The 26,923-nt window shown below is 59.0% G+C and carries 20 protein-coding genes, 1 tRNA gene and 1 riboswitch; of the genes, 13 read left to right on the top strand and 8 right to left on the bottom strand.

Annotated features, from left to right (window positions below; genetic code table 11):
* Nucleotides 1–7 precede the first annotated feature (7 nt).
* The 5 genes from ACHQGU_RS04135 to ACHQGU_RS04115 form a co-directional block, all read right to left on the bottom strand.
* Nucleotides 8–1,030, bottom strand: a complete 1,023-nt coding sequence (locus ACHQGU_RS04135) for an adenosine deaminase (RefSeq protein ID WP_395495973.1) — start codon at nt 1,028–1,030, stop codon at nt 8–10.
* A 19-nt stretch (nt 1,031–1,049) separates the two neighbouring features.
* Nucleotides 1,050–2,171, bottom strand: coding sequence for an L-dopachrome tautomerase-related protein (locus ACHQGU_RS04130; protein WP_395496374.1), 1,122 nt, complete (start codon nt 2,169–2,171; stop codon nt 1,050–1,052).
* Nucleotides 2,172–2,352: 181 nt separating this feature from the next.
* Nucleotides 2,353–4,524: a TonB-dependent receptor plug domain-containing protein gene (locus ACHQGU_RS04125; protein WP_395495972.1), complete on the bottom strand. Its 2,172-nt coding sequence runs from the start codon at nt 4,522–4,524 to the stop codon at nt 2,353–2,355.
* A gap of 124 nt (nt 4,525–4,648) precedes the next feature.
* A riboswitch (cobalamin riboswitch) is annotated at nt 4,649–4,873 on the bottom strand.
* Between the two features lie 123 nt (nt 4,874–4,996).
* Nucleotides 4,997–6,442 (bottom strand): type I glutamate--ammonia ligase, encoded by a 1,446-nt coding sequence (gene glnA, locus ACHQGU_RS04120; RefSeq protein WP_043551888.1) that lies wholly within the window; start codon nt 6,440–6,442, stop codon nt 4,997–4,999.
* 98 nt (nt 6,443–6,540) lie between these two features.
* Nucleotides 6,541–6,879, bottom strand: a complete 339-nt coding sequence (locus ACHQGU_RS04115; RefSeq protein ID WP_043551886.1) for a P-II family nitrogen regulator — start codon at nt 6,877–6,879, stop codon at nt 6,541–6,543.
* A gap of 263 nt (nt 6,880–7,142) precedes the next feature.
* On the opposite strand from ACHQGU_RS04115, the gene ACHQGU_RS04110 reads away from it, so the two are divergent.
* From ACHQGU_RS04110 to ACHQGU_RS04090, 5 genes are all read left to right on the top strand, one after another.
* Nucleotides 7,143–8,318 carry an aminotransferase gene (locus ACHQGU_RS04110; RefSeq protein ID WP_395495971.1) on the top strand — a complete coding sequence of 392 codons (1,176 nt, stop codon included), beginning with the start codon at nt 7,143–7,145 and terminating at the stop codon, nt 8,316–8,318.
* A 158-nt stretch (nt 8,319–8,476) separates the two neighbouring features.
* A tRNA-His gene (locus tag ACHQGU_RS04105) sits at nt 8,477–8,552 on the top strand.
* Between the two features lie 341 nt (nt 8,553–8,893).
* Nucleotides 8,894–11,287, top strand: a complete 2,394-nt coding sequence (locus tag ACHQGU_RS04100; RefSeq protein ID WP_395495970.1) for a TonB-dependent siderophore receptor — start codon at nt 8,894–8,896, stop codon at nt 11,285–11,287.
* Between the two features lie 119 nt (nt 11,288–11,406).
* The gene (grxB, locus tag ACHQGU_RS04095) at nt 11,407–12,042 is read left to right on the top strand and encodes a glutaredoxin 2 (RefSeq protein ID WP_395495969.1); all 636 of its coding nucleotides are present in this window, start codon (nt 11,407–11,409) and stop codon (nt 12,040–12,042) included.
* Between the two features lie 44 nt (nt 12,043–12,086).
* Nucleotides 12,087–12,893 carry an SDR family NAD(P)-dependent oxidoreductase gene (locus tag ACHQGU_RS04090; RefSeq protein WP_062250223.1) on the top strand — a complete coding sequence of 269 codons (807 nt, stop codon included), beginning with the start codon at nt 12,087–12,089 and terminating at the stop codon, nt 12,891–12,893.
* A 253-nt stretch (nt 12,894–13,146) separates the two neighbouring features.
* Here ACHQGU_RS04090 and ACHQGU_RS04085 read toward each other — a convergent pair whose 3' ends face one another.
* Entirely contained in the window at nt 13,147–14,643 is a 1,497-nt protein-coding gene (locus ACHQGU_RS04085; protein WP_061507423.1) for a peptide MFS transporter, read from the bottom strand.
* Nucleotides 14,644–14,890: 247 nt separating this feature from the next.
* Between ACHQGU_RS04085 and ACHQGU_RS04080 the strand changes: the two genes are divergently transcribed.
* Nucleotides 14,891–16,111 (top strand): NADP-dependent isocitrate dehydrogenase, encoded by a 1,221-nt coding sequence (locus tag ACHQGU_RS04080; protein WP_395495968.1) that lies wholly within the window; start codon nt 14,891–14,893, stop codon nt 16,109–16,111.
* Nucleotides 16,112–16,472: 361 nt separating this feature from the next.
* Here the strand turns inward: ACHQGU_RS04080 and ACHQGU_RS04075 are convergent, their stop codons facing one another.
* Nucleotides 16,473–16,952 (bottom strand): hypothetical protein, encoded by a 480-nt coding sequence (locus tag ACHQGU_RS04075; protein ID WP_395495967.1) that lies wholly within the window; start codon nt 16,950–16,952, stop codon nt 16,473–16,475.
* A gap of 351 nt (nt 16,953–17,303) precedes the next feature.
* On the opposite strand from ACHQGU_RS04075, the gene ACHQGU_RS04070 reads away from it, so the two are divergent.
* The 3 genes from ACHQGU_RS04070 to ppk2 all read left to right on the top strand — a co-directional run bounded on the left by ACHQGU_RS04070 (nt 17,304) and on the right by ppk2 (nt 21,230).
* Nucleotides 17,304–18,323: an NAD(P)/FAD-dependent oxidoreductase gene (locus ACHQGU_RS04070; RefSeq protein ID WP_215754027.1), complete on the top strand. Its 1,020-nt coding sequence runs from the start codon at nt 17,304–17,306 to the stop codon at nt 18,321–18,323.
* A gap of 349 nt (nt 18,324–18,672) precedes the next feature.
* Nucleotides 18,673–20,217 (top strand): carbohydrate porin, encoded by a 1,545-nt coding sequence (locus tag ACHQGU_RS04065; RefSeq protein ID WP_395495966.1) that lies wholly within the window; start codon nt 18,673–18,675, stop codon nt 20,215–20,217.
* 98 nt (nt 20,218–20,315) lie between these two features.
* Nucleotides 20,316–21,230: a polyphosphate kinase 2 gene (ppk2, locus tag ACHQGU_RS04060; RefSeq protein ID WP_395495965.1), complete on the top strand. Its 915-nt coding sequence runs from the start codon at nt 20,316–20,318 to the stop codon at nt 21,228–21,230.
* Between the two features lie 84 nt (nt 21,231–21,314).
* Here ppk2 and ACHQGU_RS04055 read toward each other — a convergent pair whose 3' ends face one another.
* Entirely contained in the window at nt 21,315–22,028 is a 714-nt protein-coding gene (locus ACHQGU_RS04055; RefSeq protein WP_156470094.1) for a hypothetical protein, read from the bottom strand.
* 153 nt (nt 22,029–22,181) lie between these two features.
* Between ACHQGU_RS04055 and ACHQGU_RS04050 the strand changes: the two genes are divergently transcribed.
* From ACHQGU_RS04050 to ACHQGU_RS04035, 4 genes are all read left to right on the top strand, one after another.
* Nucleotides 22,182–22,625: a hypothetical protein gene (locus tag ACHQGU_RS04050; protein ID WP_062248605.1), complete on the top strand. Its 444-nt coding sequence runs from the start codon at nt 22,182–22,184 to the stop codon at nt 22,623–22,625.
* A 102-nt stretch (nt 22,626–22,727) separates the two neighbouring features.
* Nucleotides 22,728–23,858: an alanine racemase gene (gene alr / locus ACHQGU_RS04045; protein ID WP_395495964.1), complete on the top strand. Its 1,131-nt coding sequence runs from the start codon at nt 22,728–22,730 to the stop codon at nt 23,856–23,858.
* A gap of 4 nt (nt 23,859–23,862) precedes the next feature.
* Nucleotides 23,863–25,116, top strand: a complete 1,254-nt coding sequence (locus ACHQGU_RS04040; protein ID WP_061505359.1) for a D-amino acid dehydrogenase — start codon at nt 23,863–23,865, stop codon at nt 25,114–25,116.
* Nucleotides 25,117–25,224: 108 nt separating this feature from the next.
* Nucleotides 25,225–26,778 (top strand): M81 family metallopeptidase, encoded by a 1,554-nt coding sequence (locus ACHQGU_RS04035; RefSeq protein ID WP_395495963.1) that lies wholly within the window; start codon nt 25,225–25,227, stop codon nt 26,776–26,778.
* Nucleotides 26,779–26,923 lie beyond the last annotated feature (145 nt).

The raw sequence follows: 26,923 nt of genomic DNA, 5'->3' as shown, positions 1-26,923 counted from the left end.
CCCGGCTTCAGAGAGCCGCAGGATGACGCAGCAAAAACGCATCAAGCCTTTCAAGCTGGTGCGTCAGGGCATCGTCATTCAGGAACGAGCCGAGGAAGCTGTTCCGGGCCAGCGTTGCAACATCCCGGTTTGACAGTTTCCCTGCATCAACGAGCGCGCGGTAATTCTCCGCAACATAGCCGCCAAAATAAGCCGGATCATCCGAGTTCAGCGTCGCCCGCAGCCCCTTTTCCAGCATGATATCAATGGGGTGGTTCCGCAAATCCTCCACCACACACAGCTTGAGGTTGGAGAGCGGGCAGACTGTCAGCGTCATGGCGTCCCGCGCCAGACGGCTGGTCAGAAAAGGATCTTCCAGTGAGCGGTTGCCGTGGTCCAGCCGGTCCACCCGCAGGATATCAAGGGCTTCATACACATAGGCGGGCGGCCCTTCCTCCCCCGCATGGGCCACACGCTTCAACCCGGCATCGGCTGCGGCGGCAAACACTTTTGCAAACTTTGAGGGTGGATGCCCAACTTCTGAGGAATCCAGCCCGACACCGCTAATCTGGTCAAACCATTTTTCAGCTGATCGGAACATCGCAAAAGCGGACTCTTCATCCAGATGACGCAGAAAGCACAGGATCAGCAGAACACTCATCCCGTGCCTGCGCCGGGCCTCTTCCACCCCGGCAAGCAGCCCTTCCATCACCACATCAAACGGAACACCTCGCAGCGTATGCGTTTGGGGATCAAAAAAGATCTCGGCATGGGTTACGCCATCTGCCGCTGCACGATCAAAATAGGCGACGGCGAGATCCCGAAAATCCTCCGCCGTCAGCAGCACATCCGCCCCGGCGTAATAGATATCCAGAAAGTCCTGCAATTTTGTAAACTGATAGGCTTTACGCACATCTTCCACAGAGGAAAACGGGATGGAAACCCGGTTCCGCCGCGCCAGCGCAAACATCAGTTCCGGCTCCAGACTGCCTTCAATATGCAGATGCAGCTCAGCTTTTGGGATAGTCGAAATAAAATCCTGTGTAGACATTTTTGCCCCATCTCACCTTTTACTGCTGTGCAGGCTGAGTTGAAGCTGCGACTTCAGGCGGGGTAATACGCACCAGAATATACGGGCGTTCCTGCATGTCCTTGCCATTATGGAAGTCCGGCAGGCGCGCCCACTGGCCGACTGTCAGCAAAATGGTGTTGCCATCAAACGCCATGCTGTCCGGTGCAATCAGACGGGCATCCTGCGCAACGAGGGACAGACTGCCATCCGGTGCGCGGCGCACCACGGCATGGCGCTCAATATCCGTTACATACAGGCTGCCATCAGGGGCGGTCATCATGCCGTCCATAATCCCGACTTCCCCTTCGTCCTTCACGGCAGCTTCCAGCGTGGCTTCCGTGGCGTTGGGGTCTGCCAGCACAGCTGTCGGCGCGCTGTAGAGGCGGCGGGAGGACAGCGGAGACCAGTAAAGGCGCGTAGAATCCGCACTCAGGGCCACACCGTCCACACCGCCCTGCGGCACGGTGGGATGCTCGGCATCATACCGGCCAAGGCGACCGTCTGCTTCCATCACAAAACCCGGCACCGGGCTTACGGACACGGTTTCTTCCAGAATACGCCGCACCTTGCCACTGGCCAGATCCACCACCAGCAGAGCGGGGTGCGTGGTCTGGGACGTATCGCTGACAAATGCCGTGCCGGCGCTGCCATGGGTGAGGTCAACGCGCACATCATTCACATGGCTGTCTGGCCGCACGGCGGGCGCGCCAAACGCATAACGACGGACAATCCTGTTCGTCTTCGGGTCAATATGCAGCAGGGCCGGTTTGGCTTTGGCCTTGCTGCCAGCACGCACGCCTTCATCCAGCAGCCAGAGCTGGCCGTTGGCGTCCACCGTCATACCCAGCGGAGAGATAATCCTGCTCTGCGCGGCTTTGCTGGGGAACGGCGTCAACTGCCCCTGCGTCCACGTAACCAGCACCGGGCCTTTATGCCGCTGGGCGCTGGTGGGGAGAGAGAGCACAATCCGCCCGTCCGGCAACCGCGCAATGCCGGACGCCTGCACATCCGGGAAGCGATCCGCCACCGTCACATTCCCGCTGGTGGTCCAGTTATGCACCGTGCTGTCTTCCGCCAGCGCCGTGCCGGACACGGATGCGCAGAGCAGGCCCATCAGCATGCCAGACCGCACCAGTGCCTTAAGCGTGCGACGCACCGGCTGGCGCTGTGTGGACTGTGTTTCGGGGCGTTGCGTGACCATACGGGAAAAACCTTTCTGAAATACGTCTCAAACTGTCTTGTCACTCTAACGCATGGCGTAAAAAAGGCCATTTGCCTTCTGGCATGCGCCCCGTGCGGGATCAGTAATTCAGCGTAAAGCCACCATATCCGGCGCGACCGGGCTGGAGGTAGCCAATCGGGTCTTCATACTGCCGGTTAAGCAGATTATCCGCCCGCGCAAAAACCGAGATATAGCGATTGATTTTGTAATGCGCGGTCAGATCAATCGTGAAATAGCCGTGCCCCTTGCCACAGGTGCTGCAATAGTTTTCACCCACCAACGGATAATCCCGCCAGCCGCTGGTGTAGAGAATATTGCCAGACAGCGTGAAATCCTTCACCGGGGACCATGTGGTGTTAAAATTGAACTTATGCTGCGGGCGGCGCTGCAACGGCGCATTATTTTCCGTATCCCGCGCGTGGGTCCAGGTATAGTTCAGCGCAAAGCTGAGCGTATTCAACGCCTTCCAGTCCAGGAACGCTTCCACGCCATACATCCGCGCATGGCCCACATTGCCGTAGGAATAGATGTAATCCCCCCACGCGCTCCCTGCCAGTGGCAACACGTAGGATGAAGACTGGATGAGATTCCGCACCTTGTTGTCATACCATGTGGCGCCAAAATGCAGTTTGTCATGCAGCAGTTTCTGCTCCACGCCCACATCGTAGCCAATCATGGTTTCGGCTTTCAGGTTAGGGTTGCCCTCTTCCCCCCAGCCTGCCCCACGCTGATTGACAAACAGCTGATACAGCGACGGCGCATGGAAGCCTGACCCGGCACTGGCTTTGATGATGGTCCCGGTGTTCGGCACATGAATGGCCGGGGCCACACGCCAGGTGACATGGTTGCCGTAGCGGGAATTGGAATCATACCGCACATTGGCCGCGCCGTAGAGAATGCGGTTCCAGTTGCCTTCATACTGCCCATAGCCCGCTGTGGTATCCATGCCTGCTGTAGTGTGCATGGGTTCGGTCGGGTCACTGGTCGAGACATCAATCGTGTCATGAAAATGCTCTGCACCCACAAGAAGAGTCCCGTATTTGCGCAGATCCACCGTGCCGTGCCAGTCCACCTTGAGGCGGGTTGAACGGTAATAGTACGGGTCCGTCATGGCGGGCTCACCATCTGCATAAGACCCGTCCTGCATGTAGCGGCGGCGGTTGGTCATGTAACCGAGCCCTAAAACCTGATCAAACCGCCCGCCGAAGGAGGAAAGATGCGCTGTGCCGCGCACAACGGCCTCATTCTGCGTATTCTGGTCCCGGATCAGCTGGTCACCGTTATACGGCGTGAACACGTCATCATACGATGTGAAGGTATGATAATTGGCCTGTATCAGGCGCGCCGTCAGACCAAGATCAAAATTATGCGTGACATCATAACCGAGTTTGACGTTTGCGCTGCGGTTATCATTCCGGTCGCCCGCGCGGCGCTGGGCACGATTGGCCTCATTATACCGCTCAATATAACGCGGGACTTCATGAAAACCGTCGGTGCGGTAATGGGACAACACGACATTATAATGGAACCGCCCGCTGCTGCCGGACGCGCCGAAGGCCTGATTGAACGTGCCGTAAGACCCACCCTCAATCCGCACAAACGGTTTGAAGCGCCCTTCGCCCTGTTTGGTGTTGATATCAATCACCCCGGCCATGGCATCTGCGCCATACAGGCCGCTCTGCGGGCCACGCAGAATTTCAATGGAGCCAATACCGTCCGTTACAAACTGCCCGGCATCAAACGCATTATCGGCGGAACTGCCATCATTGATGTCCATGCCATCAATACGCACCTTCACGTCATTGGCGTTTGAACCGCGCATGAAAATGGACGTTGTGCCGCCAAAGCCGCCGGACCGCACCACATTCAGCCCCGGCTGACGCGCCAGAATATCGGGCAGCGTGCGCCGCTGCTGGGTGGCAATCTGCTCATCTGTGACCACGGTGACGCTGGAGCCCACATCATCCGCCCGCACCGGCCTGCGCAACGCACTGACCGTAACCACTTCCGGCAATCCCTGCGACGGGCTAAGCGAGACAACTGTACGCCCCGCTGGTGCCGTGCCGACCGGCTGCTGAGCCGCTGCACCGGCCCGACCTTTCAGAGTCTTGCCGGAAGAGGCGGCTTTATGTGCCTGAGATTTGCCTGAGGGCGTCTGTGCATCAGAAAGGGCAGCAGCCTGCGCTACCCCGCCATAGCCAGCCACAGCCAGAATGGTGGAGGTTGTCAGCACGCAACGAAGGAAGGTCATAATACTCGTATCCTGTGGTCAGCCGTTGCCACAGGACAGCGTCTCCGGCCTGCCCCATACGGCACAGTAGCCGGGGCAGAACTCAGTTACGCACGCCAACACACCCCGACTGGCGTTTCCTGGTCGCAACCACTTGCTGGATGGCAGGTCTCCTGGCTTGCGGCGTCGCAGCTGAGCAATCCCTTCCCGGAAAAACACCATCTCCAGTGGGCCGAACGCCTTGCGTCCGGACTACTCAGCCATACCGCTTACAGTTGCGGGGACAGCCCGGGACTAAGGCCAGCGAGGCCTGCACCCGGTTCCCTTTTCATTCCCTTGTGTGGGGGAAACCATCACAGGCGTTGTCTTATCGCCTCACCCCGCCGAGTCAATCACCCAAAAGGCACAGTGCAGCCCGAGCGCAGGCACAAAAAAACGCGGCCCTCCGAAGAAGGCCGCGTTCCTGATCGACTGAACCTCTAAAGGAGAGGGATCAGACGGAGTAGTACATTTCGAACTCAACCGGGTGAGGCGTGTGTTCAAAGCGATACACGTCTTCCCACTTCACCGTCAGGTAGCTTTCGATCTGGTCTTTGGTGAACACGCCACCAGCCAGCAGGAACTCATGGTCAGCGGCCAGAGCTTCCAGCGCTTCACGCAGGGAGCCGGCAACCGTCGGGATCTGCTTCAGTTCTTCCGGCGGCAGGTCATACAGATCCTTGTCCATGGCATCGCCCGGGTGGATCTTGTTCTTGATGCCGTCGATACCAGCCATCAGCATGGCGGAGAACGCCAGGTACGGGTTGGCCGTCGGGTCCGGGAAGCGGACTTCAACGCGCTTGGCTTTCGGGTTGGTGGCATACGGAATACGGCAGGACGCAGAGCGGTTGCGCGCAGAGTAAGCCAGCAGCACCGGAGCTTCAAAGCCCGGGATCAGACGCTTGTAGGAGTTGGTGGACGGGTTGGTGAAGGCGTTCAGCGCCTTGGCATGTTTGATGATGCCACCGATGTAATACAGGGCGGTATCGGACAGGTCCGCATAGCCATTGCCTGCAAACGTCGGTTTGCCGTCTTTCCAGATGGACTGGTGAACATGCATGCCAGAGCCGTTATCGCCATAGATCGGCTTCGGCATGAACGTGGCGGTCTTGCCATAGGAATGGGCCACGTTGTGCACGCAGTATTTGTAGATTTGCATGAAGTCGGCAGAGCGGACCAGCGTGTCGAACTTGGTGCCCAGCTCATGCTGAGACTGTGCGACTTCGTGGTGCTGCTTTTCAATCGGCAGACCCATCTCACCCATGGTGGCGAGCATTTCGGCGCGCAGGTCGTTTTCGCTGTCCACCGGCGGTACGGGGAAGTAGCCACCCTTCACACCCGGACGATGGCCCATGTTGCCTTCCGGATAGTCCTTCAGGGACGCGCCGGGTCCTTCGATGCTGTCGAGCTGATATTTGCCGAAGTTCGGGCCCGTGCCAAAGCGCACGTTGTCGAAAATGAAGAATTCAGCTTCCGGGCCAAAGAAGGCGGTGTCGCCCAGACCGGAGGACTTCAGATACTGCTCAGCCAGCTTGGCGGTGGAGCGCGGGTCACGGTTATAGGGCTGACCTGTGGACGGCTCGATGATGTCACAGAACAGGATCAGCTGCGGACGGGCCGTAAACGGGTCCATCACGGCTGTTTCCGGGTCCGGCAGCAGAACCATGTCACTTTCGTTAATGGCTTTCCATCCGGCAATGGAGGAACCATCGAACATGAAGCCCTCGGTAAAGGTGTCTTCTTCAATCGTGGTGACATACTGCGTGGTGTGGTGCCACTTGCCGCGCGGATCCGTGAAACGCAGATCGACAAACTCGACCGAGTTTTCCTGGATCAGGTCAAAAACCTTAGCAATCGCTGCGGCTTTGCTGTCACCCGCAGTGGTCGTTTTCTTCACCATATGTCTTCACCTACAACCTGTTGCGCACCACACTCTTGCGGCACGTCTAGGATTATAAAACTCGCGTCCGCTCTCGGGGCGCCCCGGGCCGGGCTGCCTCAGATAGCATCTTCCCCTCGTTCCCCCGTGCGGATTCGCACCACGTCTTCCACCGGGAGAATAAAGATTTTGCCGTCGCCGATTCGTCCGGTGCGCGCTGCGGCCGAGATCGCCTCCACCGCGCGTTCCACCAGATTTGCGGGACAGACAACCTCAATTTTCATCTTGGGCAGAAAATCGACAATATATTCCGCGCCACGATAGAGTTCCGTGTGCCCTTTCTGCCGGCCGAAACCCTTGGCTTCGATCACGGTAATGCCTTGCAGGCCGAGTTCGTGAAGGGCTTCCTTCACCTCGTCCAGCTTGAACGGCTTGATTATGGCCTCGATCTTTCTCATGTCACGTCATCAATATATCTGGTGCTGCACTGAACAAGAGGGGGTCCTTCCTGCGCGTAACCTGCCCATAAGGCATGAAGGCTCAGGGCGAACAGCCCCAAACTTGCACGGGTTGGCCGCGCGGGCAATCGGCCTTGTGCGAAATATAACGATCCGGCATCAAACTCCCCTCTTTTCTCCCCTTGCCAGCCCGTGGCAGTCTGCCCGCCACTTTTGTAGTTTCCACTGCGTTTTTCCCCCGGCAGCCCCCAGGACATACGGCCATGACAAAACCGCTCAACCGGCAGATTGCCGCCCTGCCCACCACCATTTTCACCGTGATGTCGGAACTGGCCCGCGCGCATGACGCCATTAATCTGGGGCAGGGTTTCCCGGATACGGAAGGCCCGCAGGACATGGTGCAGGCGGCGGCGGATGCCCTGCTGGATGGCCGCAACCAGTATGCACCGCTGACCGGCCTGCCGGAACTGCGCCGCGCAGTGGCAGACTCCAACGCCCGCTTTCAGGGGCTGGAGATTGATGCGGAGTCGGAAGTTGTCGTCACCTCTGGTGCTACGGAAGCGCTCGCCGCCTCACTCATGGCGCTGATCGAACCCGGTGATGAAGTGGTGCTGATTGAACCGCTTTATGACACCTACCTGCCCATGGTCCGCCAGCTTGGCGGCGTGCCAAAGCTGGTGCGGCTGGAAGAACCGGGCTGGACGCTCCCGCGGGAGGCTCTGGCCGCCGCCTTTTCTGCCCGCACCAAGGCCATTCTGCTCAACACGCCCATGAATCCCACCGGCAAGGTCTTCACCACGGAAGAACTGGACTTCATCGCCGGTTTGCTGATTCAGCACGACGCCTATGCTGTATGCGATGAGGTGTATGAACATCTCACCTTCGGCACGCCGCATGTCTCGCTGATGAGCCGCCCCGCCATGCGGGAGCGGTGCCTGCGCATTGGCAGTGCGGGCAAGAGCTTCTCACTCACCGGCTGGAAGGTTGGCTACGTCACCGCCCCGGCCCCGCTGGCTGCCGTGGTCGCCAAGGCGCACCAGAATCTGGTGTTTGCCACCGCCCCCAACCTTCAACGCGCCGTGGCGTTCGGCCTGAACAAGGACGAGCAGTATTTCCGCGATCTGGCCGGGGACATGGCCCGCAAGCGCGACATCCTCTCCGCAGGCCTGCGCGGCGTAGGACTGGATGTGCTGCCGTGTGACGGCAGTTACTTTGTGATGGCGGACATTACCCCTCTGGCCAACGGGCTGGATGATGTCGCCTTTGCCCGGATGCTGACGGAAGAAGCCGGTGTCACCACCATCCCCGCCTCCGCCTTCTATGACCCGTCCAACGGCGCCCCGCCAAAGCATCTGGTCCGCTTCGCCTTCTGTAAGCAGGAGAGCGTGTTGCAGGAGGCCGTGGCCCGTATCGAACGCTGGGCAAGCAAGCGCGCCTAACCCTCCCCGGACCTCTGGCGGCCCATAAACAAGACACCGGACCGCCAGAGCGCCGCACCGTGCGTGCGCAAAAGCCGGTTGCGGAATTTTTTGCCCCTTCTCCGCATCTCGGTCTTGACGGGCCAGCTCCGTTTCTCTACATGAGCGCTTGCTGTGTGGCGGATGTAGCTCAGCTGGTAGAGCGCCGGTTTGTGGTACCGGTTGTCGCGGGTTCGAGCCCCGTCATTCGCCCCAGCAATTTTTTCCTGAAAATCGATAATGCCTAAAGCCAAGCATCACAGATGCTGTTTTCGTGCGTCTGGATTTGGCGTGTTGTGCCTGCACACTCAGATGCCGTTTGGCAGCTAACCCCTCCTGCTCCCCAATACATTTTACGCATCACCATAATGCACAAAATCGCACAGTAGCCTCCATTTTCCGGGGGAACGCTGCGGAACTGTATTATTCCTGCATCAGTCCGATGATTATATTCCTTCATATACAGGTTTATGCACGGCCATATATGGACAATACCCGGCAGGCTCGGCAGAACCGGCTCACCTTTTGTTCATTTCTATTCCGGACCTGCCAGAGCCATGCACGATCGTTTTCCCCGCCTTTTCGCCACAGGGACATTTGGCGCACTCCTGCTGACGAGCTCTGCTCTGGCCTCAACGCCCGCTCCGGCCCCGCAGACCGCGCCTGACAAACAGGCCGCCATTAAAGCAGCCCCCGCCAAAAAGGTTGTGCTTAAAACCCCTGCGACTGTGGCCCCCGCAAAGCGCACCTCCACCCCCATTGCCGGAATTCTCGACGGCTCCAATGGGGAAACGATCAACGTCCACGGCCACCATGCCGCCGACGGCACTGCCGCCAAATATATGAACAAGGTTGTCTATCTCGGCCCGCTGGGGAACCGCGATACGCTGGACACGCCCTATTCCGTCATGGGTGTGACGCATGACGTTGTGGTCAACCAGCAGATCCGCAGCATTAATGACATGGCGCAGTATCTGCCCTCCGTGCAGCTGGAAGTGCGCGGGGACCCCAACACGTCCCGCCCGCAGTCCCGTGGGTTTGAATCCGATGTTGTCGCCAACTCCCGTCTGGACGGCCTGAACGTGGTCTCCACCACGCCATATCCGGCGGAATGGGTGGATAACCTTCAGGTTCTCAATGGTCTGGCAGGGGCCATGTATGGGCCGGAAAACCCGGCTGGCGTGTTTGAATACACACTCAAACGTCCGACCGACCGCCGCACGGAGCGGCTTTCCGTTGGTGTGGATTCCATCGGCACCCCGACCGTCAATGGCGATATTTCTGGCCGTCTGGGCCGCAATGGCTGGTTTGGCTACCGCCTGAACATGCTGCATGCTGATGGCACGGCCTACACGCAGGGCAGCTCCATGCGCCGTGAAATGGTCAGCGGTGATTTCGATTTCCATCTGGATGACAAGACAGTTATCGAAATTGACGCCAGCCACTACACGTATGACCAGCGCGGCGGTGCGCCCGGCTTTGGTATTCTGGCCACCGGCGTGGGGGGCGACAAGCTCCCGGAAGCCCCGGACCTGAGCAAGCGTCTGGCTCCGGAATGGAGCGGCTACCACATGGAAACCAACACCTTCCTCGGCAAAATCAAGCATCAGTTTAATGAAAACTGGAGCTTCACGCTGGGTGGTTTGTATCAGGACGCAGCACGTCAGGCATTTGGCGTGGCCGATACGCTGTGTGACGGCGGCAAAACCTGCGGCGGTCTGCGCGGCAGTGACGGCTGGTACAGCTCCAAAGCCACCGCCACCACCACCGCGAACGATTTCCGCGTTGGCAGTAACATGGCCTACATCAACGGCCGCGTTTACACCGGCCCCATCCGGCATGATCTGGTGATTGGCACCAACGGCTACATGATGGGCAACTACAACCCGGTTGCGGCCTCAACCGCTGCGCAGAATCTGGGGATCCACAACATGTATGGCGCGAGCCAGAACGGTGGCACGCAGCCTTATTATCATGGGCGCTATAAATCCAGCAGCATCATGAGCCAGTCCTTCATTGTGGGGGATACCCTGCAACTGAACAAACACTGGTCCATCATGGGCACGCTCTCATGGGGCTGGATCCATCAGCGCGGTGCGCTGAACGCCAAAAGCGCTCTGCGGGATACGTTTGAAACTTCCGCAGCGTTCAGCCCGACCGCCAGCATCATGTATAAGCCGACCGATAACCAGACCTTCTACTTCACCTATGGTCGGTCTATTGAAGCCGGACCTGTTACCCCCAACAGCACCAGCTACACCAATACGAACATCGCGCTGCCCGCAGCCCATTCCGAAGAATATGAAGTGGGCTACAAACTGCGTTACAATACCATGCAGTTTAACGTGGCCGGCTTCCGCATGACGTCGCCCTACGCCATGTATGTCGCCGCCGCCAACCCGAACGCCGGCTGTGCTGCCATGACCAACTGCCAGACCTATCAGTATGGTGGCACGCAGCGGAACTATGGTGTGGAAGCCCAGATTTCGGGTGAAGTGCTGCCGAACCTCTCCGTTCTGGCCGGTATGACGTGGCTGGATGCTGAGCTGGTGCATGCGGCCTCCCCCACGCTGGACCGCAAGGAAATTGTGGGCGCGGCTCCGCTGCAGGCCAACCTGCTGCTGGACTATCGCCTGCCAGCGTCCCTCGGTTCCTTCGCCTCCGGCTGGGCGTTTAATGCCAACGTGCATTACATGGGCAACCGCGCGGCCAACGTGACCAACACGCTGCACACCGGCTCCTACACCACGCTGGATCTGGGCACACGCTACACCTTCCGCGCGACCGAGCGCCTGCCGATGGTCCTGCGCTTTGGGGTGAGCAACGCCACCAACGAGCGCTACTGGGCCTCCGTCTTCACCGGTGCGCCCAGCGGCACATCCGGCGCATCTTCCAGCCTGTATGCCGGCCTGCCGCGTGTGTATCACTTCACGCTGTCTGCTGAGTTCTAAGCACACCAGCCCTGCCAGCACTGCGGTGCAACGATCCTTCCTCTGACGTGTTCTGGTTACGCAAAACCAAGAGACTGGCCGGGCTTCGATGGGTCCGGTCGGAGTGAGGAAGTCTGTCGTTGAAGCTCTATATTTACGAACACTGCCCGTTCTGCTCCCGCGCCCGCATGATGGCGGGCCTGAAGAATATTCCCGTCGAGCTGTGCGTTGTGATGGAAGGCGACAGCGAAACCCCGCTGCGCCTTACCGGTAAAAAGGGCCTGCCCATCCTGCAGAAAGACGACGGCACCTGCATGCCGGAAAGTCTGGATATTGTGCACTATCTGGATGACACCTACCCGCCACGCCTGCTGACATCCCCCGCCAATGAACCCCTTATGGTCTGGAGCAAGCAGACCTGGTCTCTGGGGCTTAAGCTGATTGTGCCGCGCTTTACCCGTGGCAAATTTGCAGAAGTGGCGACCGACGCCGCGCGACAGGCCTTCATAACCCGTGAAGAGCAGCATTTTGGCAATCTGGATGCCCTCATGGCGCAGACAGACACGCTCCTGCCCCCTGTGCAGGCGCAGTTCGATAAGCTGGACCCTCTGCTGGCCAGCCCACCTCCGCTGACAGAAGCCGACTTCCACCTCTACCCGGTGCTGCGCTCCCTCAGCATTGTCAAAGGCCTGACCTTCGGCCCCAACACCCTCCGCTATATGCAGGACATGGCGCAAAAAAGCCGTGTGCCGCTGCTGACGGATCAGGCCCAGTAACTGCTGATACCGACTGCTGATATTGGACGAACAGGAGACCCCGTATGACACCGCACACATCCGGCCAGTTTTCAGGCAAAATTGCTGTAATTACCGGAGCTGCCGGCACCATCGGCCTTGCTGTAGCCGAACATCTGGCCTCTCTGGGGGCGGACATTGCCCTTCTCGATCTGCAAAAGGACAAACTGGAGGACGCAGCAAGCAAAGTTCGGCAATACGGCAGCACTGTCCGCCCTTATGTGTGTGACGTAACGGATGCGCAATGCGTTAACAGCACAACAGAGCAGGTTGTTTCCGATTTTGGAAAAATTGATTTCCTGTTCAACAACGCCGGCTTTCAGGGGGCGTTTGCCCCGGTGCAGGATTATCCGGAAGAGGATTTTAACCGCGTTATCCAGATCAATGTCTGCGGCGCGTTTCATGTCCTGCAAGCTGTTGCCCGGCAAATGGTGGCGCAGAAATCCGGAGCCATTGTGAACACGGCCAGCATGGCCGGGGTGCAGGGGCCGCCCAATATGGCAGCATATGGCGCGTCCAAATTTGCCATTGTGGGGCTGACGCAAACAGCCTCCAAAGACCTTGCGCCGCATAATATCCGCGTCAACGCCATTAGCCCTGCCTTCATGGGGCCGGGGCCGATGTGGGACATGCAGGTGGAAAAACAGGCCAAAGCCAAGACACAGTATTTCTCCACCGATCCTGAGACCGTAGCGAAGCAGATGATTGGCAGCGTGCCCATGCGCCGCTACGGCAATATCTCGGAAATTCCGGGTGTGGTGTCATTTTTGCTGAGCGACGCCGCAAGCTACATGACAGGCGTTAATCTGCCGATTGCAGGCGGCATTCTGTAAAACCCGCACGGGGCACAGACCCGGCATACCGTTTTTACCCAGAACCTTTTGCAGCACCCTGCGTTTGGCCTCCAACTTTATTTATGGAGACCTGGTGTGAAAACGCTGCCGCCCTGCCCCGCAGATGCCCTTCAAACGCGGCGCAGACACGAACTCTGGACAAAGAGCAGCCTGTTTGCTCGCCCAGACGCAAACGGGGCGGAGGATTTCCCTCCGCTCCGTTCGGAACGCATGCAGGCAGGAACGCCGCCGCTTACTCCGCCGCAGCCTGCGCGGCGCGGTGCTGGGCGTCCCACCGGCGGGTAAAGGGCAGACACACCACAAACAGCAGCGTGCAGCCAATGCCCAGCAGGAACAGCATACGGAACAGGCCCGCATAAACCGGCAGGGTCTGGGCCGGGTCACCCGAGGCCACAGCAGGCCCCACCGCCGCCAGATTGGCCAGCGCGCTGCCCAGATACATCGCTACACCGTTGGACACGTTGTAGCTGCCCATCATGAACCCGCCGACATTGGCGGGCGCATAGCGCGCCACCACCGCCAGCCCGAGCGCGCTGATCAGCAACTCCCCGATAGACAGCGCCCCATAGGCCCAGAACATCACCCAGGGTGAGACCAGATGGTTGCCCCCCGTCGCCGCACTCCACCACCAGATCAGGAAGGAGAGCGAGACCAGCGAGAAGCCGACAATGAACTTCTCGGCAATAGGGAAATTCCAGCCCCGGTCCGCCATGGATTTATAAACCCACGACAGAAGCGGACTGGCCAGCATGATCCATACCGGGTTAAGCGCCTGAAACTGCCCGGCTGACATATGGAACAGCGTCACGCCACCCAGCGTAAAGGCGGAATCCACATCGCGCAGTGCAAACAGCGTGAGGGATGTCACCATTTGCTGGTAAAACACGAAATACAGCATGGTCTGCACAATCAGCAGATAAGCCAGACGCAGGCCGGGGCGCACGGCGGCGGAGGCGCGGCGATACAGCAGCGTCCACACCACACCCACGCTCAGTGCGGCAACCCACACGCAGGCCCGGCCCGCTGCCGGATAGCGCAGCAGCCCGACCATAACCGCCAGAACCAGCACCATACCGCCCAGCACTGCCATAAAGCGGGAGAACACCAGAGGCTCAAAATCCGGGCGGGAGCCAATACGCGCCAGCCACTTGCGGCACAGCGTGTAACACGCCACCCCAAGCGCCAGCCCGGCCGCACAGACCAGAAATGGCGGAGACCACCCATACTTCTCCTGCAACCACGGCGTGAGCAGCAGAGAGAGCGTGGAGCCAACATTGATGCTCATATAGTAAATGGTGAAGGCGACATCGATGCGGGCATCATCCCCTTCGTAAACCCGGCGGACCAGATTGGCCGCGTTGGATTTGAACAGCCCGTTCCCCAGAGCGATGACCGCCAGAGCGACAAACAGCGCCATCTGGCCACCCAGATCCACGCCCAGCAGGACATACCCCAGCGTCAGCACCACAGCGCCCATCACCATGGTGCGGCGGGCGCCCAGAAGGGTGTCCCCTACCCAGCCCCCTACGGCGGGAGCGGCGTAACACACGGCGGAAAAGGTGCCCCACAGCAGGTTGGCCTGCGTATCGGAAAAGCCAAGCCGCTGGATCATGTAAAGCAGCAGGATGCCCTGCATGCCGTAAAAGCCGAACCGTTCCCACAGCTCAATCGCCAGCACGACAGAAAAAGACTGGGTTCGGGACGGCAGAGAAGACGCAGATGCTGTCATGAAGTCCTGACCATATTGTGATGCCCCCTCCTACACCAGTTCCGCCACAAGCACACACCCCGCACAAATCCGGCCTCCAGCGGCACAAAACCGGGGAAAACACCCCTCTTACGGGGATTTTCCTAACCGGAATGTGAAGCGACAGACCGGCTCCGTCCTCTTATCCCGTTCATCCGCCTGCCGCATGATGCCCATACGCCTCATGCGGGTTTTTATGGTCCCGTGCGGGGACGAGGGAGTATTCACCATGACAAAAATTAAAGTTAAAAATCCCATCGTCGAGATGGATGGTGATGAGATGACGCGCATCATCTGGCACTTTATCCGTGAGCGCCTGATTCTGCCCTATCTCGATATTGACCTGAAATATTATGATCTTGGCATTGAGCACCGCGACGCGACGGATGATCAGGTCACCGTCGATGCCGCCGAAGCCACCAAACGCTACGGCGTGGCAGTAAAATGCGCCACCATCACCCCGGATGAAGCCCGCGTGAAGGAATTCGGGCTGAAGCGCATGTATCGCTCACCCAATGGCACCATCCGTAACATTCTGGATGGCACCATTTTCCGTGAGCCCATCATCTGCTCCAACGTGCCGCGCCTTGTACCGCACTGGACCAAGCCGATTGTGATTGGCCGCCATGCCTATGGTGACATCTATCGTGCGGTGGAAACCCTCGTGCCCGGGCCCGGCACCGTCAAGCTGACCTACACGCCCGAAGGCGGCGGCGAGCCCGTGACGCTGAACGTGCATGACTTCAAAGGCCCCGGCGTAGCACTGGGCATGCACAACACCCGTGCCTCCATTGAAGGCTTTGCCCGCGCCTCCCTCTCCTACGGGCGGGACCGCAACATGCCGGTCTATCTCTCCACCAAGAACACCATTCTGAAAGCCTATGACGGCCTGTTTAAAGACGTGTTCCAGGAGATTTATGACAAGGAATTCAAAGCTGACTTTGAAAAGGCCGGTCTGACCTACGAACACCGCCTGATTGATGACATGGTAGCCTGCGCCCTCAAATGGCCGGGCGGGTATGTCTGGGCCTGTAAAAACTACGATGGCGACGTGCAGAGCGACATTGTGGCGCAGGGCTTTGGCAGCCTCGGGCTGATGACCTCCGTGCTGCTCGCCCCCACAGGCGACGTGGTGGAAGCCGAAGCCGCGCATGGCACCGTGACCCGCCACTACCGCGAGCACCAGAAAGGCCGCCCCACCAGCACCAACCCCATTGCCTCCATTTTTGCATGGACCCGCGGGCTGGCCTACCGGGGCCGGTTTGATAACACGCCGGACGTTGTCCACTTTGCCGAAACGCTGGAACGGGTGTGTATCGAAACGGTCGAAGGCGGCCAGATGACCAAGGATCTCGCCCTTCTGGTCGGCAAAGACGCCAAATGGCTGAATACACAGGACTTCCTTGACGTGCTGGATGCCGGATTGAAAAAGGCTCTCAAAACAGCCTGATGGGAACGGGGATTGTGCGGATTCGGAAGACAAAAAATCCGCGGCACAGTCCCCCTCTCTCCTCATACCCAGCAGGCAGTCTGTAAGTTATTGCACACGCCTGTCTGGGCACCGCCTGCTGTGATATCCTAACGATACCTCCTGATACGGCACGTCAATTAACACCTCATCCATGATAGAACCTTAGCCCGCACAGCCTCTCCCACTTCAAACATATCTTTCAAATGCTGCGGACCTGTTTCAATATCGATCATATCTTCGTATAAATATTTATTCTCATCCTGAACAAAAAATGGAAATCTGTATTCACATGTTGATTTCAGGTGCCCATTAAGTGTTGGGGAACAGGACACAACTTTTTTTACGTTATTAATTTTTTTTCATAAAGTGTATTCACTATTCCATAATACTCATTAAATCCTAGTTTATCCTTAAATGGATTATTTAAATTCTTTATTCCTCCTATTTCTACATTTCTATCAAGTAACGCCTGACCAGAAACATTCCCAGGAGAGTTAGAAAAAATAGAAACCATGATCACACCTCGGTCTTCCAAAGGACCATGAGACGTCGGATCTGGATGATAGAATTGATAAGAATTTGGAGATAAATCAGGCCACTTGCTTATAAATTCAAGATAATCTTCTCCGCCAGGCTTATTGGACGCAATATAAGTAACCACATAACCCGCAGGAATTCTGAAACATTTTCCGTTTAATCTGTAGTCTTCAAAAGGAGAAGGCTGGTCGTAAAAAGATTTAAAAGCCGCACCAGCTAGTAGTAAGACAAGGCCTGCAAGCACCCATTTGCGGCATGTCAATTTTTGAAAAATATTAGACATTTCAATAATACCCTTTGACAATATAATATAAAATTATAACTTTTCCTTCCAATCATGCTTTTTTAAAAAATACGCATCCTTATGACTTCCTGATCCTCACTAAACGGATGACATTGAATTTTGGTCATATAGACTGAGCATCTCAAACTTATATACCCGGTACATTCAGCAATCCAATGCTGAAACGTCCGTCCTCTATGTTCATGTCTAGCATGTTTATACTGCTCGGGAATCCCACTCCCTCTAATAGGGGCATAGAAGGCTCCCGAACCCTGCCCTATTGCGCGGACTGCGGACCTGTCGCAAAAACAACGGCAGATCATACGGCCAGAAGGGGAGATGTACCGCGCCATGACGGATATGCCGATCGAGACTGACGTCGCCATTATCGGCGCGGGCCCCACGGGGCTGTTTGCTGCCTTCCAGTGCGCCATGCTGCGCCTGCGGTGCGTGCTGATTGATGTGCTGCCGGAAGTGGGCGGCCAGTGTGTGGCGCTCTACCCTGAAAAGCCGATTTACGACATTCCCGCCTGCCCCGCCGTGGAAGGTGCGCAGCTGATTGCCAATCTGGAACAGCAGATTGCGCCGTTTGATATCCCCCGTCTGCTCAAACACCGGATTGAAAGCCTGAGCGGCCACCGTGGCGCGTTCACGCTGGGCACGGATAAAGGCGCAACCCTTAACGCCAAAGCGGTGATTATTGCCGCTGGTGCGGGCGCGTTTGGCCCCAATCGTCCGCCGCTGGACGGGCTGGAAGCGTTTGAAGAAAGCGGCGCTGTGCAATATTACGTGCGCCGCAAAGCTGATTTTGAAAACAAGCGCATCGTGATTGCAGGCGGCGGGGATTCCGCGCTGGACTGGGCGCTGTCTCTCAAAGACAAAGCTGAAAAGCTGTATCTGGTGCATCGCCGGGACCGCTTCCGTGGTGCGCCGGAAAGCCTGCGACTGCTGGATGAAGCCGTGGCCGCCGGGCAGATTGAAAAGGTTGTGCCCTACCAGCTTCACGCCCTGCACGGGGCCAACGGTGCGCTGGAAAGCGTGGAAGTGGCGGATCTGGACGGCACAACCCGGCATCTGGAAGCCGATACGCTGCTGCCGTTCTTCGGGCTGGCGACGGACCTTGGCCCCATTGCCCGCTGGGGCATGGACACCGTCCGTTCCACCATCCCCGTCACCCCGTCCACCTGCGAGACGAGCATGCCCGGCGTGTTCGCCATTGGCGATGTCGCCACCTACCCCGGCAAGCTCAAGCTGATCCTGCAAGGCTTTAGTGAAGGCGCAATGGCCGCCCATTCCATCTACCCGATCGTCAACCCCGATCAGGCCCTGCACTTCGAATATTCCACCAGCAAGGGCGTCCCTGCGGCCTGAGGCCGTCCCTTCTGGCAGGCGGCACTCTTTTCCTCCGGGTTTCCGGGTGCCGCCTGCATTGCGTCTCCAAATTCAGAATTGGAGACTTCCCCCCAAAAAGGTTTTTAGTGGATCTGCCTTGGATATGAGGAGCACAGGTCGCGGCCTTGAAGCCTCTGTTCCGGGTATCCTCCGGGAATGGGCGCTCCAGCCGGAAGACCAGATGTAAGGCACCACCCGATACCGCGTGGAGCCGGTCAGCACGCAATGCAGACGGGTCAGACAGACAGGGCGGTGTCATGATAACGTCATTTTAAATCGACGCTGAGATCGTCAAAATTCTCCACTTCACCGCGAAAAAGGAGCAGGCGTGCCACATCCCAGACCACCCTGCTTATGCGCCCCACACCGTCCTGCCTCACCCACGCCTGACACGCTGACGCCTGACCGACAGCCCCGGCATTCGGCAACGGGCCGCCTGCTCACCGTGCTCTGCGGTCTGCTTGCCTGCCTGTTTTCCATCCCTTCGGCACACGCTGCCAACATCCCGCTCGCCACGGACATTCTGCCCTCCGGCGTGCCGCTTCCCGTGCCCTCGCCCACCTTCTCCCCACCGGAGGAAGACGCCAGCACGGAACTGCTCGGCACCATGGGCGGCGCGCGCACATGGCTGGGCAAGAAAGGTGTCAGGATCACCCTACAGGATGTGGAGGAACTCTGGGGGCTGGCCTCCGGCGGCATGCAGCGCGGGGCGACGTATGATGGCATGACCGCCGCAGCCCTCTCACTGGATACCGGCAAAGCCTTTGGCTTGCAGGGCGGTTTGCTGAATGTCAGTGCCCTGCAAATTCGTGGTCGCTCCTTTACCGGGGAACGGCTGGGCGCGTTGAACACCGTCAGCGGTTATGATGCCGGGCGCTCTACCCGCCTGTTTGAACTCTGGTACGGCCAGAGTTTTCTGAACAGCACGCTGGACGTACGCGTAGGCTCGCTGGATCTGGATACGGAATTTCTTGTCAGTCAGAACGCCTCGTTCTTCCTGAACTCCAGCTTCGGCTGGCCGCTTTCCACCTCCAACAACCTCTATTCCGGCGGTCCGTCCTGGCCTTATTCCGCTGTTGGCGGGCGCGTAAAGTGGCGGGCGGCAGCCCCGCTGGTGCTCATGGGGGCCATCACGAATGACAACCCCACCCACGGCCCGTTTTACAGTACCATCAGCGCAGCCCAGCGCGACCCGTCCGGCACCTTGTTTTCCACCAAGGGCGGCACATTGTTCATAGGGGAAGCCCAGCTCTGGCTGGACGCAGCAAAGCAGATTGGCAGCCGTGACGATGTGGCTCTGCCCGGTGTGTGGAAAATCGGCGGCCTGTACGATACCGGGCGCTTCCCGGACCAGCGTTACGATGCGCAGCGCGGCCTTCTGGCCAGCCCCGCCAGCAGCGGCTCCCCGCTCTACCATCAGGGCAACTGGATGGCCTATTTCGTGATTGACCAGATGATCTGGCGTAAGGAAAAAGGTTCAGGCAAGACCATCAACTTTTTTGCCCGCGCCACTTTGAGCAACGGCACCAACAGCCGGTTTTCTTCTGAAATTCAAAGCGGTTTTACGTTTGATGAACTGCTACCCGGCAGACCGGATGACACACTCGGCTTAGCATGGGGCACCGGCCTGTATGGCCTGCGCGCCAAGGAAAACACGCATGACAGTTTTCGGCTGGGCACCAATACCGCAGGCGCGCTCACGCCGGAACATCATCTGGAATTCACCTATCAGGCCGCCGCGACCCCCTGGCTGATTGTGCAGCCGGATTTCCAGTATTTCTGGCATGTGGGTGGCACCTCTCTTAACCCGGATACCGGCAAACATATCCGCAACGGCGTTGTCACCGGGCTGAACGTCACCACAACATTCTGATGCGCCCTTCAATGTCATCAAAGTTTCAAACCGGTTCATTCCCTCAGTCTTTATAGTCCGCGGCGCAGAGCATGACCTGCGGCGATAAAGGGATGAGAATGAGCGATCTGGAGAGCCTTTCAGCAGAAGAACGCGAACGCGTGCAGATGCGCCGTGAGATTATTGATGATCTTGACGAGGAATTTGAGCTTTCTCTGGAAGACGATGCCGGTGGTATCGGCGGTCTGGGCGCTGAAGATCGCGCTTTCCGTCGTGTCTATTTTCGTGAACTGGTGCGCCTGCAGGGCGAGCTGATCAAACTCCAGGACTGGGTACAGGCCACCGGCCACCGTGTGGTGGTGCTGTTTGAAGGGCGGGACGCCGCAGGCAAGGGCGGGGCCATCAAACGCATTACCCAGCGCCTCAACCCGCGCACCTGCCGCGTTGCCGCCCTGCCCGCCCCCAATGACCGGGAACGCACCCAGTGGTATTTCCAGCGGTACGTGGCGCATCTGCCCGCAGCGGGGGAAATCGTTCTGTTTGACCGCAGCTGGTATAACCGCGCCGGTGTGGAGCGTGTGATGGGCTTCTGCTCGGACGAGGAGTATGAAGAGTTTTTCCGCTCCGTGCCGGAATTTGAGCGCATGCTTGCCAGCAGCGGTATCCAGATTATCAAATTCTGGTTCTCCATCACGGATGATGAGCAGGAAGCCCGCTTCCGCGCCCGCATGGATGATCCACTCAAACAGTGGAAACTTTCCCCCATGGATCTGGAAAGCCGCAAACGATGGGAAGCCTACACGCTGGCCAAGGAAGTCATGCTGGAACGCTCCAGCATTCCGGAAGCGCCGTGGTGGGTGGTGCAGGGCGTGGACAAGAAGAAGGCCCGCCTGAACTGCATCAGCCACCTTCTGTCTCTGGTGCCGTATCAGCCCGTCTCCCGCCCCGAGGTAGTCCTGCCCCCGCGCATCTACCACCCGGATTATGAACGGCAACCGACGCCGGAATCCATGATTGTGCCGGAACTCTACTAAAACAAACGGCGCGTTCACTGGTCCTTTTGTGAACGCGCCTCAAAGATTTTCAAAAGATTCTGACCAGATAATCCCTTGTCCGATTTAAATCCCGGATGAAATTGTCACCTCATGATGCTCCGCACCAGCGCCCCCCATCATCCCCATTTCATGACCGCCGCCACCGTCTCCGCCACCACCACCACCGCCGCCTTTCCCGCCGCCGTCCTTCTTGCCGTCATCCTTTGCGCGGCCACCACCGGAGGCCTGCACACGCGCTGGCCCTTGGGCTGGCAGCGTGAGGTCTGAAGGCACAGGCTCAAGGTCCAGCGCCTTGCGGATAAAGGTGCGGAGGGAGACAACCAGATCATGCGTATGGACCGGCTGACCGGCCACCAGTTCCCGCGCGGCCCGGTCGGCCAGACGCACATGCTCTTCCGTGCCCAGAAGGATAATGTCGGAAAGCGCGGCCTCCACGGCATCCCGAATACGCCGGGCGCGCTCGGACCCAACCTCACCGCCTGCCTCAGCAGAGCCCTCCGTTCCCTCGGCCGACACCGCGCCTTCCGCCGTCATGCGTAAATCCCGCTTGTGCCGGGGGTCCACCGCCAGATCTCCGGTAAAGGAACCACCCAGCGTGCGATATGCGGCAATCAGGGTGCGTAACCGCTCATTGATCTGCCGGTTCATCCGCTCCCGCCGCTGCTGGATCACCACCATTGTCAGCAGCCGGATGCCAACACCCAGCAGCGTGATGAGTGACAGCCCGATCAGGGTGACCAGAAGATTGTGCCATGAACTGAAATCAAGAGTACGCACTCAGAAAGCCCTCGCATAAGGAAGCAGACACATCAGTGAACGATGCCACTCCGGTCGGCCAGTTAAAATTTCTCTCCCAAGGGAACGTCTCACACGCTGCTGAGTCTTAAAATTATATCGTCCGTCATGGCCTCTCACATGAGGAACACTCCAATGCGGCTGAGCGTCCGCTACCTTGTCGCCGTCTTCATCTTCAGCCTCATCTGGTCAGCGCTGGTCAGCCTGCACGCTGCGGGACATGGCCCCACAACACTCACGCCGCCCTCCGCCATTCTCTACTGCCTTGCCCGAAGCGGGCTGTTCTTTCTGGCGTTTTCCTTTCTGGGCGTGCCGATGGGGTGGGTCTGCCTTTCCCTGTATCGCGCCACGCACCACCGCAGCCTTCTGCATTGTCTGCTCTTCGGCATGCTCTGGGGGTGCGGCACCATGGCGTTGCTTGGCGTGTTGCTGGCCCTCGGCAGCTTTGCTCTTTCTGCCTCGGGGCATGAGGCGCTCAACTGGACCCGCGCTCTGACCACAAGCGCGCTGAGCGGTGCTGTGGCCGGACTGGTGTTCTGGTCTCTCACGCCTCTTTCCAGACGGATGGCTACGCTTTGAACGCTGCCGCCTATCAACTCCCCTCTCCATTCCCCCTCTGCCTTTTGCCAGCGTCTGCGAAAAAATGATAAAGACGCGCGTCATGAAGGCAGGAGACGGACCATGGACAGGGACGGCTGGGAAGGCGGGCGGCTGCTTATCAATCTTGCCGCCATTGCCGAGAATTATGCGCAACTGAGCACACGCGTCAGCCCAGCGGAATGCGGGGCTGCGGTCAAGGCCAATGCGTATGGGCTGGGGCTGAAGGAAGTTGGCCAGACCTTGTATGAGGCCGGGTGCCGCACCTTTTTTGTCGCTCATCTGGCAGAAGGCGCCGCCCTGCGCCCGCTGGTGGGGGAAGACAGCCGCATTTTTGTACTGCATGGCCCGCCCCCCGGTACCGCTAACGCCTGCCTGACGCATAATCTCCTGCCCGTTTTGAACAGCCTGCAACAGGTGCAGGAATGGCAGGCACTGGCCCATGCACAGGGGCGTCCTCTGGCCGCGGCCCTGCAGGTCGATAGCGGCATGTCCCGCTTCGGGCTGACCGAGGCGGAGGTGAATTACCTTGCCCCCCAGCCACAAGCGCTGGCGGGTATTGAGGTCACGCTGGTGATGAGCCATCTGGCCTGCGCCGACACACCCAACCACCCGCTCAACCGCCAGCAGCTCAACGCTTTTATCAAACTGAAGCAGCGCCTCCCCGCCGCCCCCGCTAGTCTTGCCGCATCCTCCGGCATTTTTCTGGGGCCGGAGTGGCATTTTGACCTCGTGCGGCCCGGTGCGGCCCTGTACGGCATTGCGCCCACTGCAGGGCAGCCCAACCCTATGCACGCCCCCCTCCGGTTGCAGGCGCGTGTTATTCAGACCCGGCAAGTGCCCGCCGGGGCCAGTGTGGGCTATGGCGCGGCCTTTACCGCCCGGCAGCCCACCCCGGTCGCCCTGCTGGGCATTGGCTACGGAGACGGCTTTCCCCGCAGGCTGGGGCAAAAAGGATTTGTGATCTACCCGGACTGGCCTGACATTAAATTACCAATAATCGGGCGTATCTCCATGGACTCACTGGCCGTGGACCTCTCTCCACTGGTCGCAGCAGGTGTGGCTCTGCCGCCTGCCGGAGCGGTGTTTGACCTGATAGGCCCCCATGCGCCTCTTGATGACGTTGCGCATCTGGCAGACACCATTGCTTACGAACTTCTGACGGACCTCGGGGCCCGCTACCATCGTCTCCATTACGATCCCCGGAAAGGATGAAAGTGTGAAAGTCATCATTCTCGGCGCCGGCGTTATCGGCGTGACGTCAGCCTGGTATCTCAACAGTCTGGGTCACGAAGTGACTGTGGTTGACCGCCAGCCGGAACCGGGGCTGGAGACATCCTTTGCCAATGCCGGGCAGGTTTCTCCGGGCTATTCCACCCCCTGGGCCGCCCCCGGTCTGCCGATCAAAGCCATGAGCTGGATGATGCAGCGGCACAGCCCGCTGGTGATCCGCAAGCGGATCGACTTCGCCATGTTCCGGTGGATCGAACAGCTTCTCAAAAACTGCAACACGCACGCCTATGACATCAATAAAGGCCGCATGCTGCGCGTGGCGGAATACAGCCGCGACTGTCTGGACGCCCTGCGGGAAGAAACCGGCCTGACGTATGATGACCGGCAGCGCGGGCTGATCCAGCTTTTCCGCACGGAAAAGCAGATCGACAAAGCCCACCATGACATGAAGCTGCTTTCCGACAGCAACATCCCGCATGAACTGCTGAACGTGAACCAGATTCTGGAGCATGAACCCGGCCTGTCTCACGCGCGCGATTTGCTGAAAGCTGGCCTGTATCTGCCGGGCGACCAGTCCGGGGATGCGCATATCTTCACCCAGCGTCTGGCCAAAATGGCCGCCGCAAAGGGCGTGACGTTCCTATATGACACCACCATTAAAGGGATGGACGCGGCGGCGGATGAGGTCATGTCCATCCGCACCAGCAAGGGCCATCTGCGGGCGGATGCCTATGTGGTCTCCATGGGCAGCTACAGCCCGCTTCTGCTCAAGCCGCTGGGCGTGCATCTGCCGGTTTACCCGGTCAAAGGCTACTCCCTCACCCTGCCGCTGACGGATGAAAGCCACGCCCCGCTCTCCACCGTGAATGATGAGACCTACAAGGTCGCCATCACCCGGCTGGGTAACCGCATCCGCGTGGGGGGCACAGCAGAACTGACCGGCTATAACCTGCGCCTGAGCCCGGACCGGCGCGAAACGCTGGAACTGTCCTTCTCGGAACTGTTCGGCGGGGGTGACCTTTCCGCCGCCACCTACTGGACCGGCCTGCGCCCCTGCACGCCGGATGGCACGCCGGTAGTTGGCCCGGTGCCGCGCTTTAGCAATCTGTGGCTCAATACCGGCCACGGCACGCTGGGCTGGACTATGGCCTGCGGTTCCGGCCGCCTGCTGGCGGATATGATCCACGGCATCAAGCCGGAAATCCCGGCACTGGACCTGTCCATCAGCCGCTATAGCTGAACCAGACACGGGATTTTTCGCGCACAGCCTTTCTCAGTTTGATTGACCGCACTTTTATCGTTACAGATTAAGAACGATTGAGCGGTCATACCAACTGGAGGCCTTCCCGTGCGGCGCAGACTAATTCTGAAGATGATCCCGGCTGGGGTTCTGGCAGGGCTACCCACTTTTGCAGGAGCCGCGCGAGCAGCGGGATTAGTCCCGGCCTTTCGGGGGACGCCACGCATTGCGGTGGGCGGCATTGCCTCGGAATGCAGCACGTATAGCCGCATCCGGGCACAGATGGAGGACCTGACGGTGCTGCGCGGGCAGGACGTGTTCAAAGCGCCGCTCTCTTTGCCACTCCAGCGCTATGAGACCCCTTTCCTGCCAACCCTGACGGCCTCAGCCCCATCCGGCGGCCCGGTGGAACGGCAAACCTATGAGACCCTGAAGGCGGACTATCTGGAGCGTTTGAAAAAGCTCCTGCCGCTGGACGGTGTTTACCTGATGATGCATGGCGCTCTGAGCGTTGAGGGCATGGACGACGCAGAGGGTGACTGGTACGAGGCCACGCGCGCTGTTGTGGGGCCGGATTGCCTGATTTCCGCGTATTACGATCTGCATGGCAATCTGAGCCGCCGCGCGGTGGATACGCTGGACGCCATGACGGCGTATCGCACAGCCCCGCATGTGGACCGCGTTGAAAATGTGATGCGCGCCACGGATATGCTGACGCATTGCCTCCGCTATGGGCTGCGACCGGGCATTGTGTGGGCAAGTATTCCGGCCCTCCTGCCGGGAGAGCAAAGCAGCACGGAATGGGAGCCGGGGCGACGGCTGTGGGCAGACCTGAGCGAGTATAATCGCCTGCCTGGTATTCTCGATGTCTCGCAGTTGGTTGGCTACGTGTGGGGGGATGAGCCTCGGGCAGCCGCCTCTGTGGTGACAACGGGCACGAATATTGAAGAGCAGACGCGGATTGTAACAGAACTGGCCGCCCGATACTGGGATGCACGCCATGACTTCCATTTTGACAGCCCGACAGGGACGATTGAGGAGTGCCTCTCCCGCGCAATGGTCTCTGCCACGCATCCCGTCGTGATTTCAGATTCCGGCGATAATCCGGGCGGTGGCGGCAATTCGGACCAGACGTTTTTCCTTCAGGCCTTGCTGAAGGCCGGCACGAAAAATGTCCTGCTCGGCGGCATGACCGACCGCCCTGCGACGGACGCCTGTTACCGCGCCGGTGTAGGAGCCACGCTCCCCCTTTCAATCGGCGCGACGCTTGATCCGCTCATGTGCCGCCCGGTGCATGTGAAGAAAGCCGTGGTGAAGCACCTGACGCCGGTAACACGCCCGGAGGACGGCGAGGCCGTAATTGAATTTGCCGGCATTACCGCAACACTCTCCGCACGGCGACGACTGTATCATTCCGCTGAATCGTTCCGTGACATGGGCGTGGACCCGGCACAGTTCAAAATTGTCGTCCTGAAATGCGGCTACCTGCATCCAACCATGAAGGTGCTGGCCAACCCTGCCCTCATGGCACTCTCACCCGGCGCCATTAATCAGGACATTCTGCACATCGGCAATCACCGCAGACAGCCCACATGGCCGTGGGTCGCTGATCTGAACTGGACACCCGAACCGTATATTTCCGCGCGGTTCCGGCGGGGGTAAAGGGGAAATGCTCTTATGGCCGTTCGGGCGGGACAAGGAGCAGCCTCGCGACGGTCAAAAGCACGACGCTATCGCTATTCCGGGCCATTCAGTTTATAAACGACCATCCCCTTTCAGGAAGGGTCACAGGACGACCTTTCTCCGG

Source organism: Acetobacter sp. KSO5 (assembly GCF_044094635.1).
Lineage (GTDB): Bacteria > Pseudomonadota > Alphaproteobacteria > Acetobacterales > Acetobacteraceae > Acetobacter > Acetobacter cerevisiae.
Note: the sequence above shows the minus strand (reverse complement) of the source record. Positions and strands in the feature narration are given on the sequence as shown.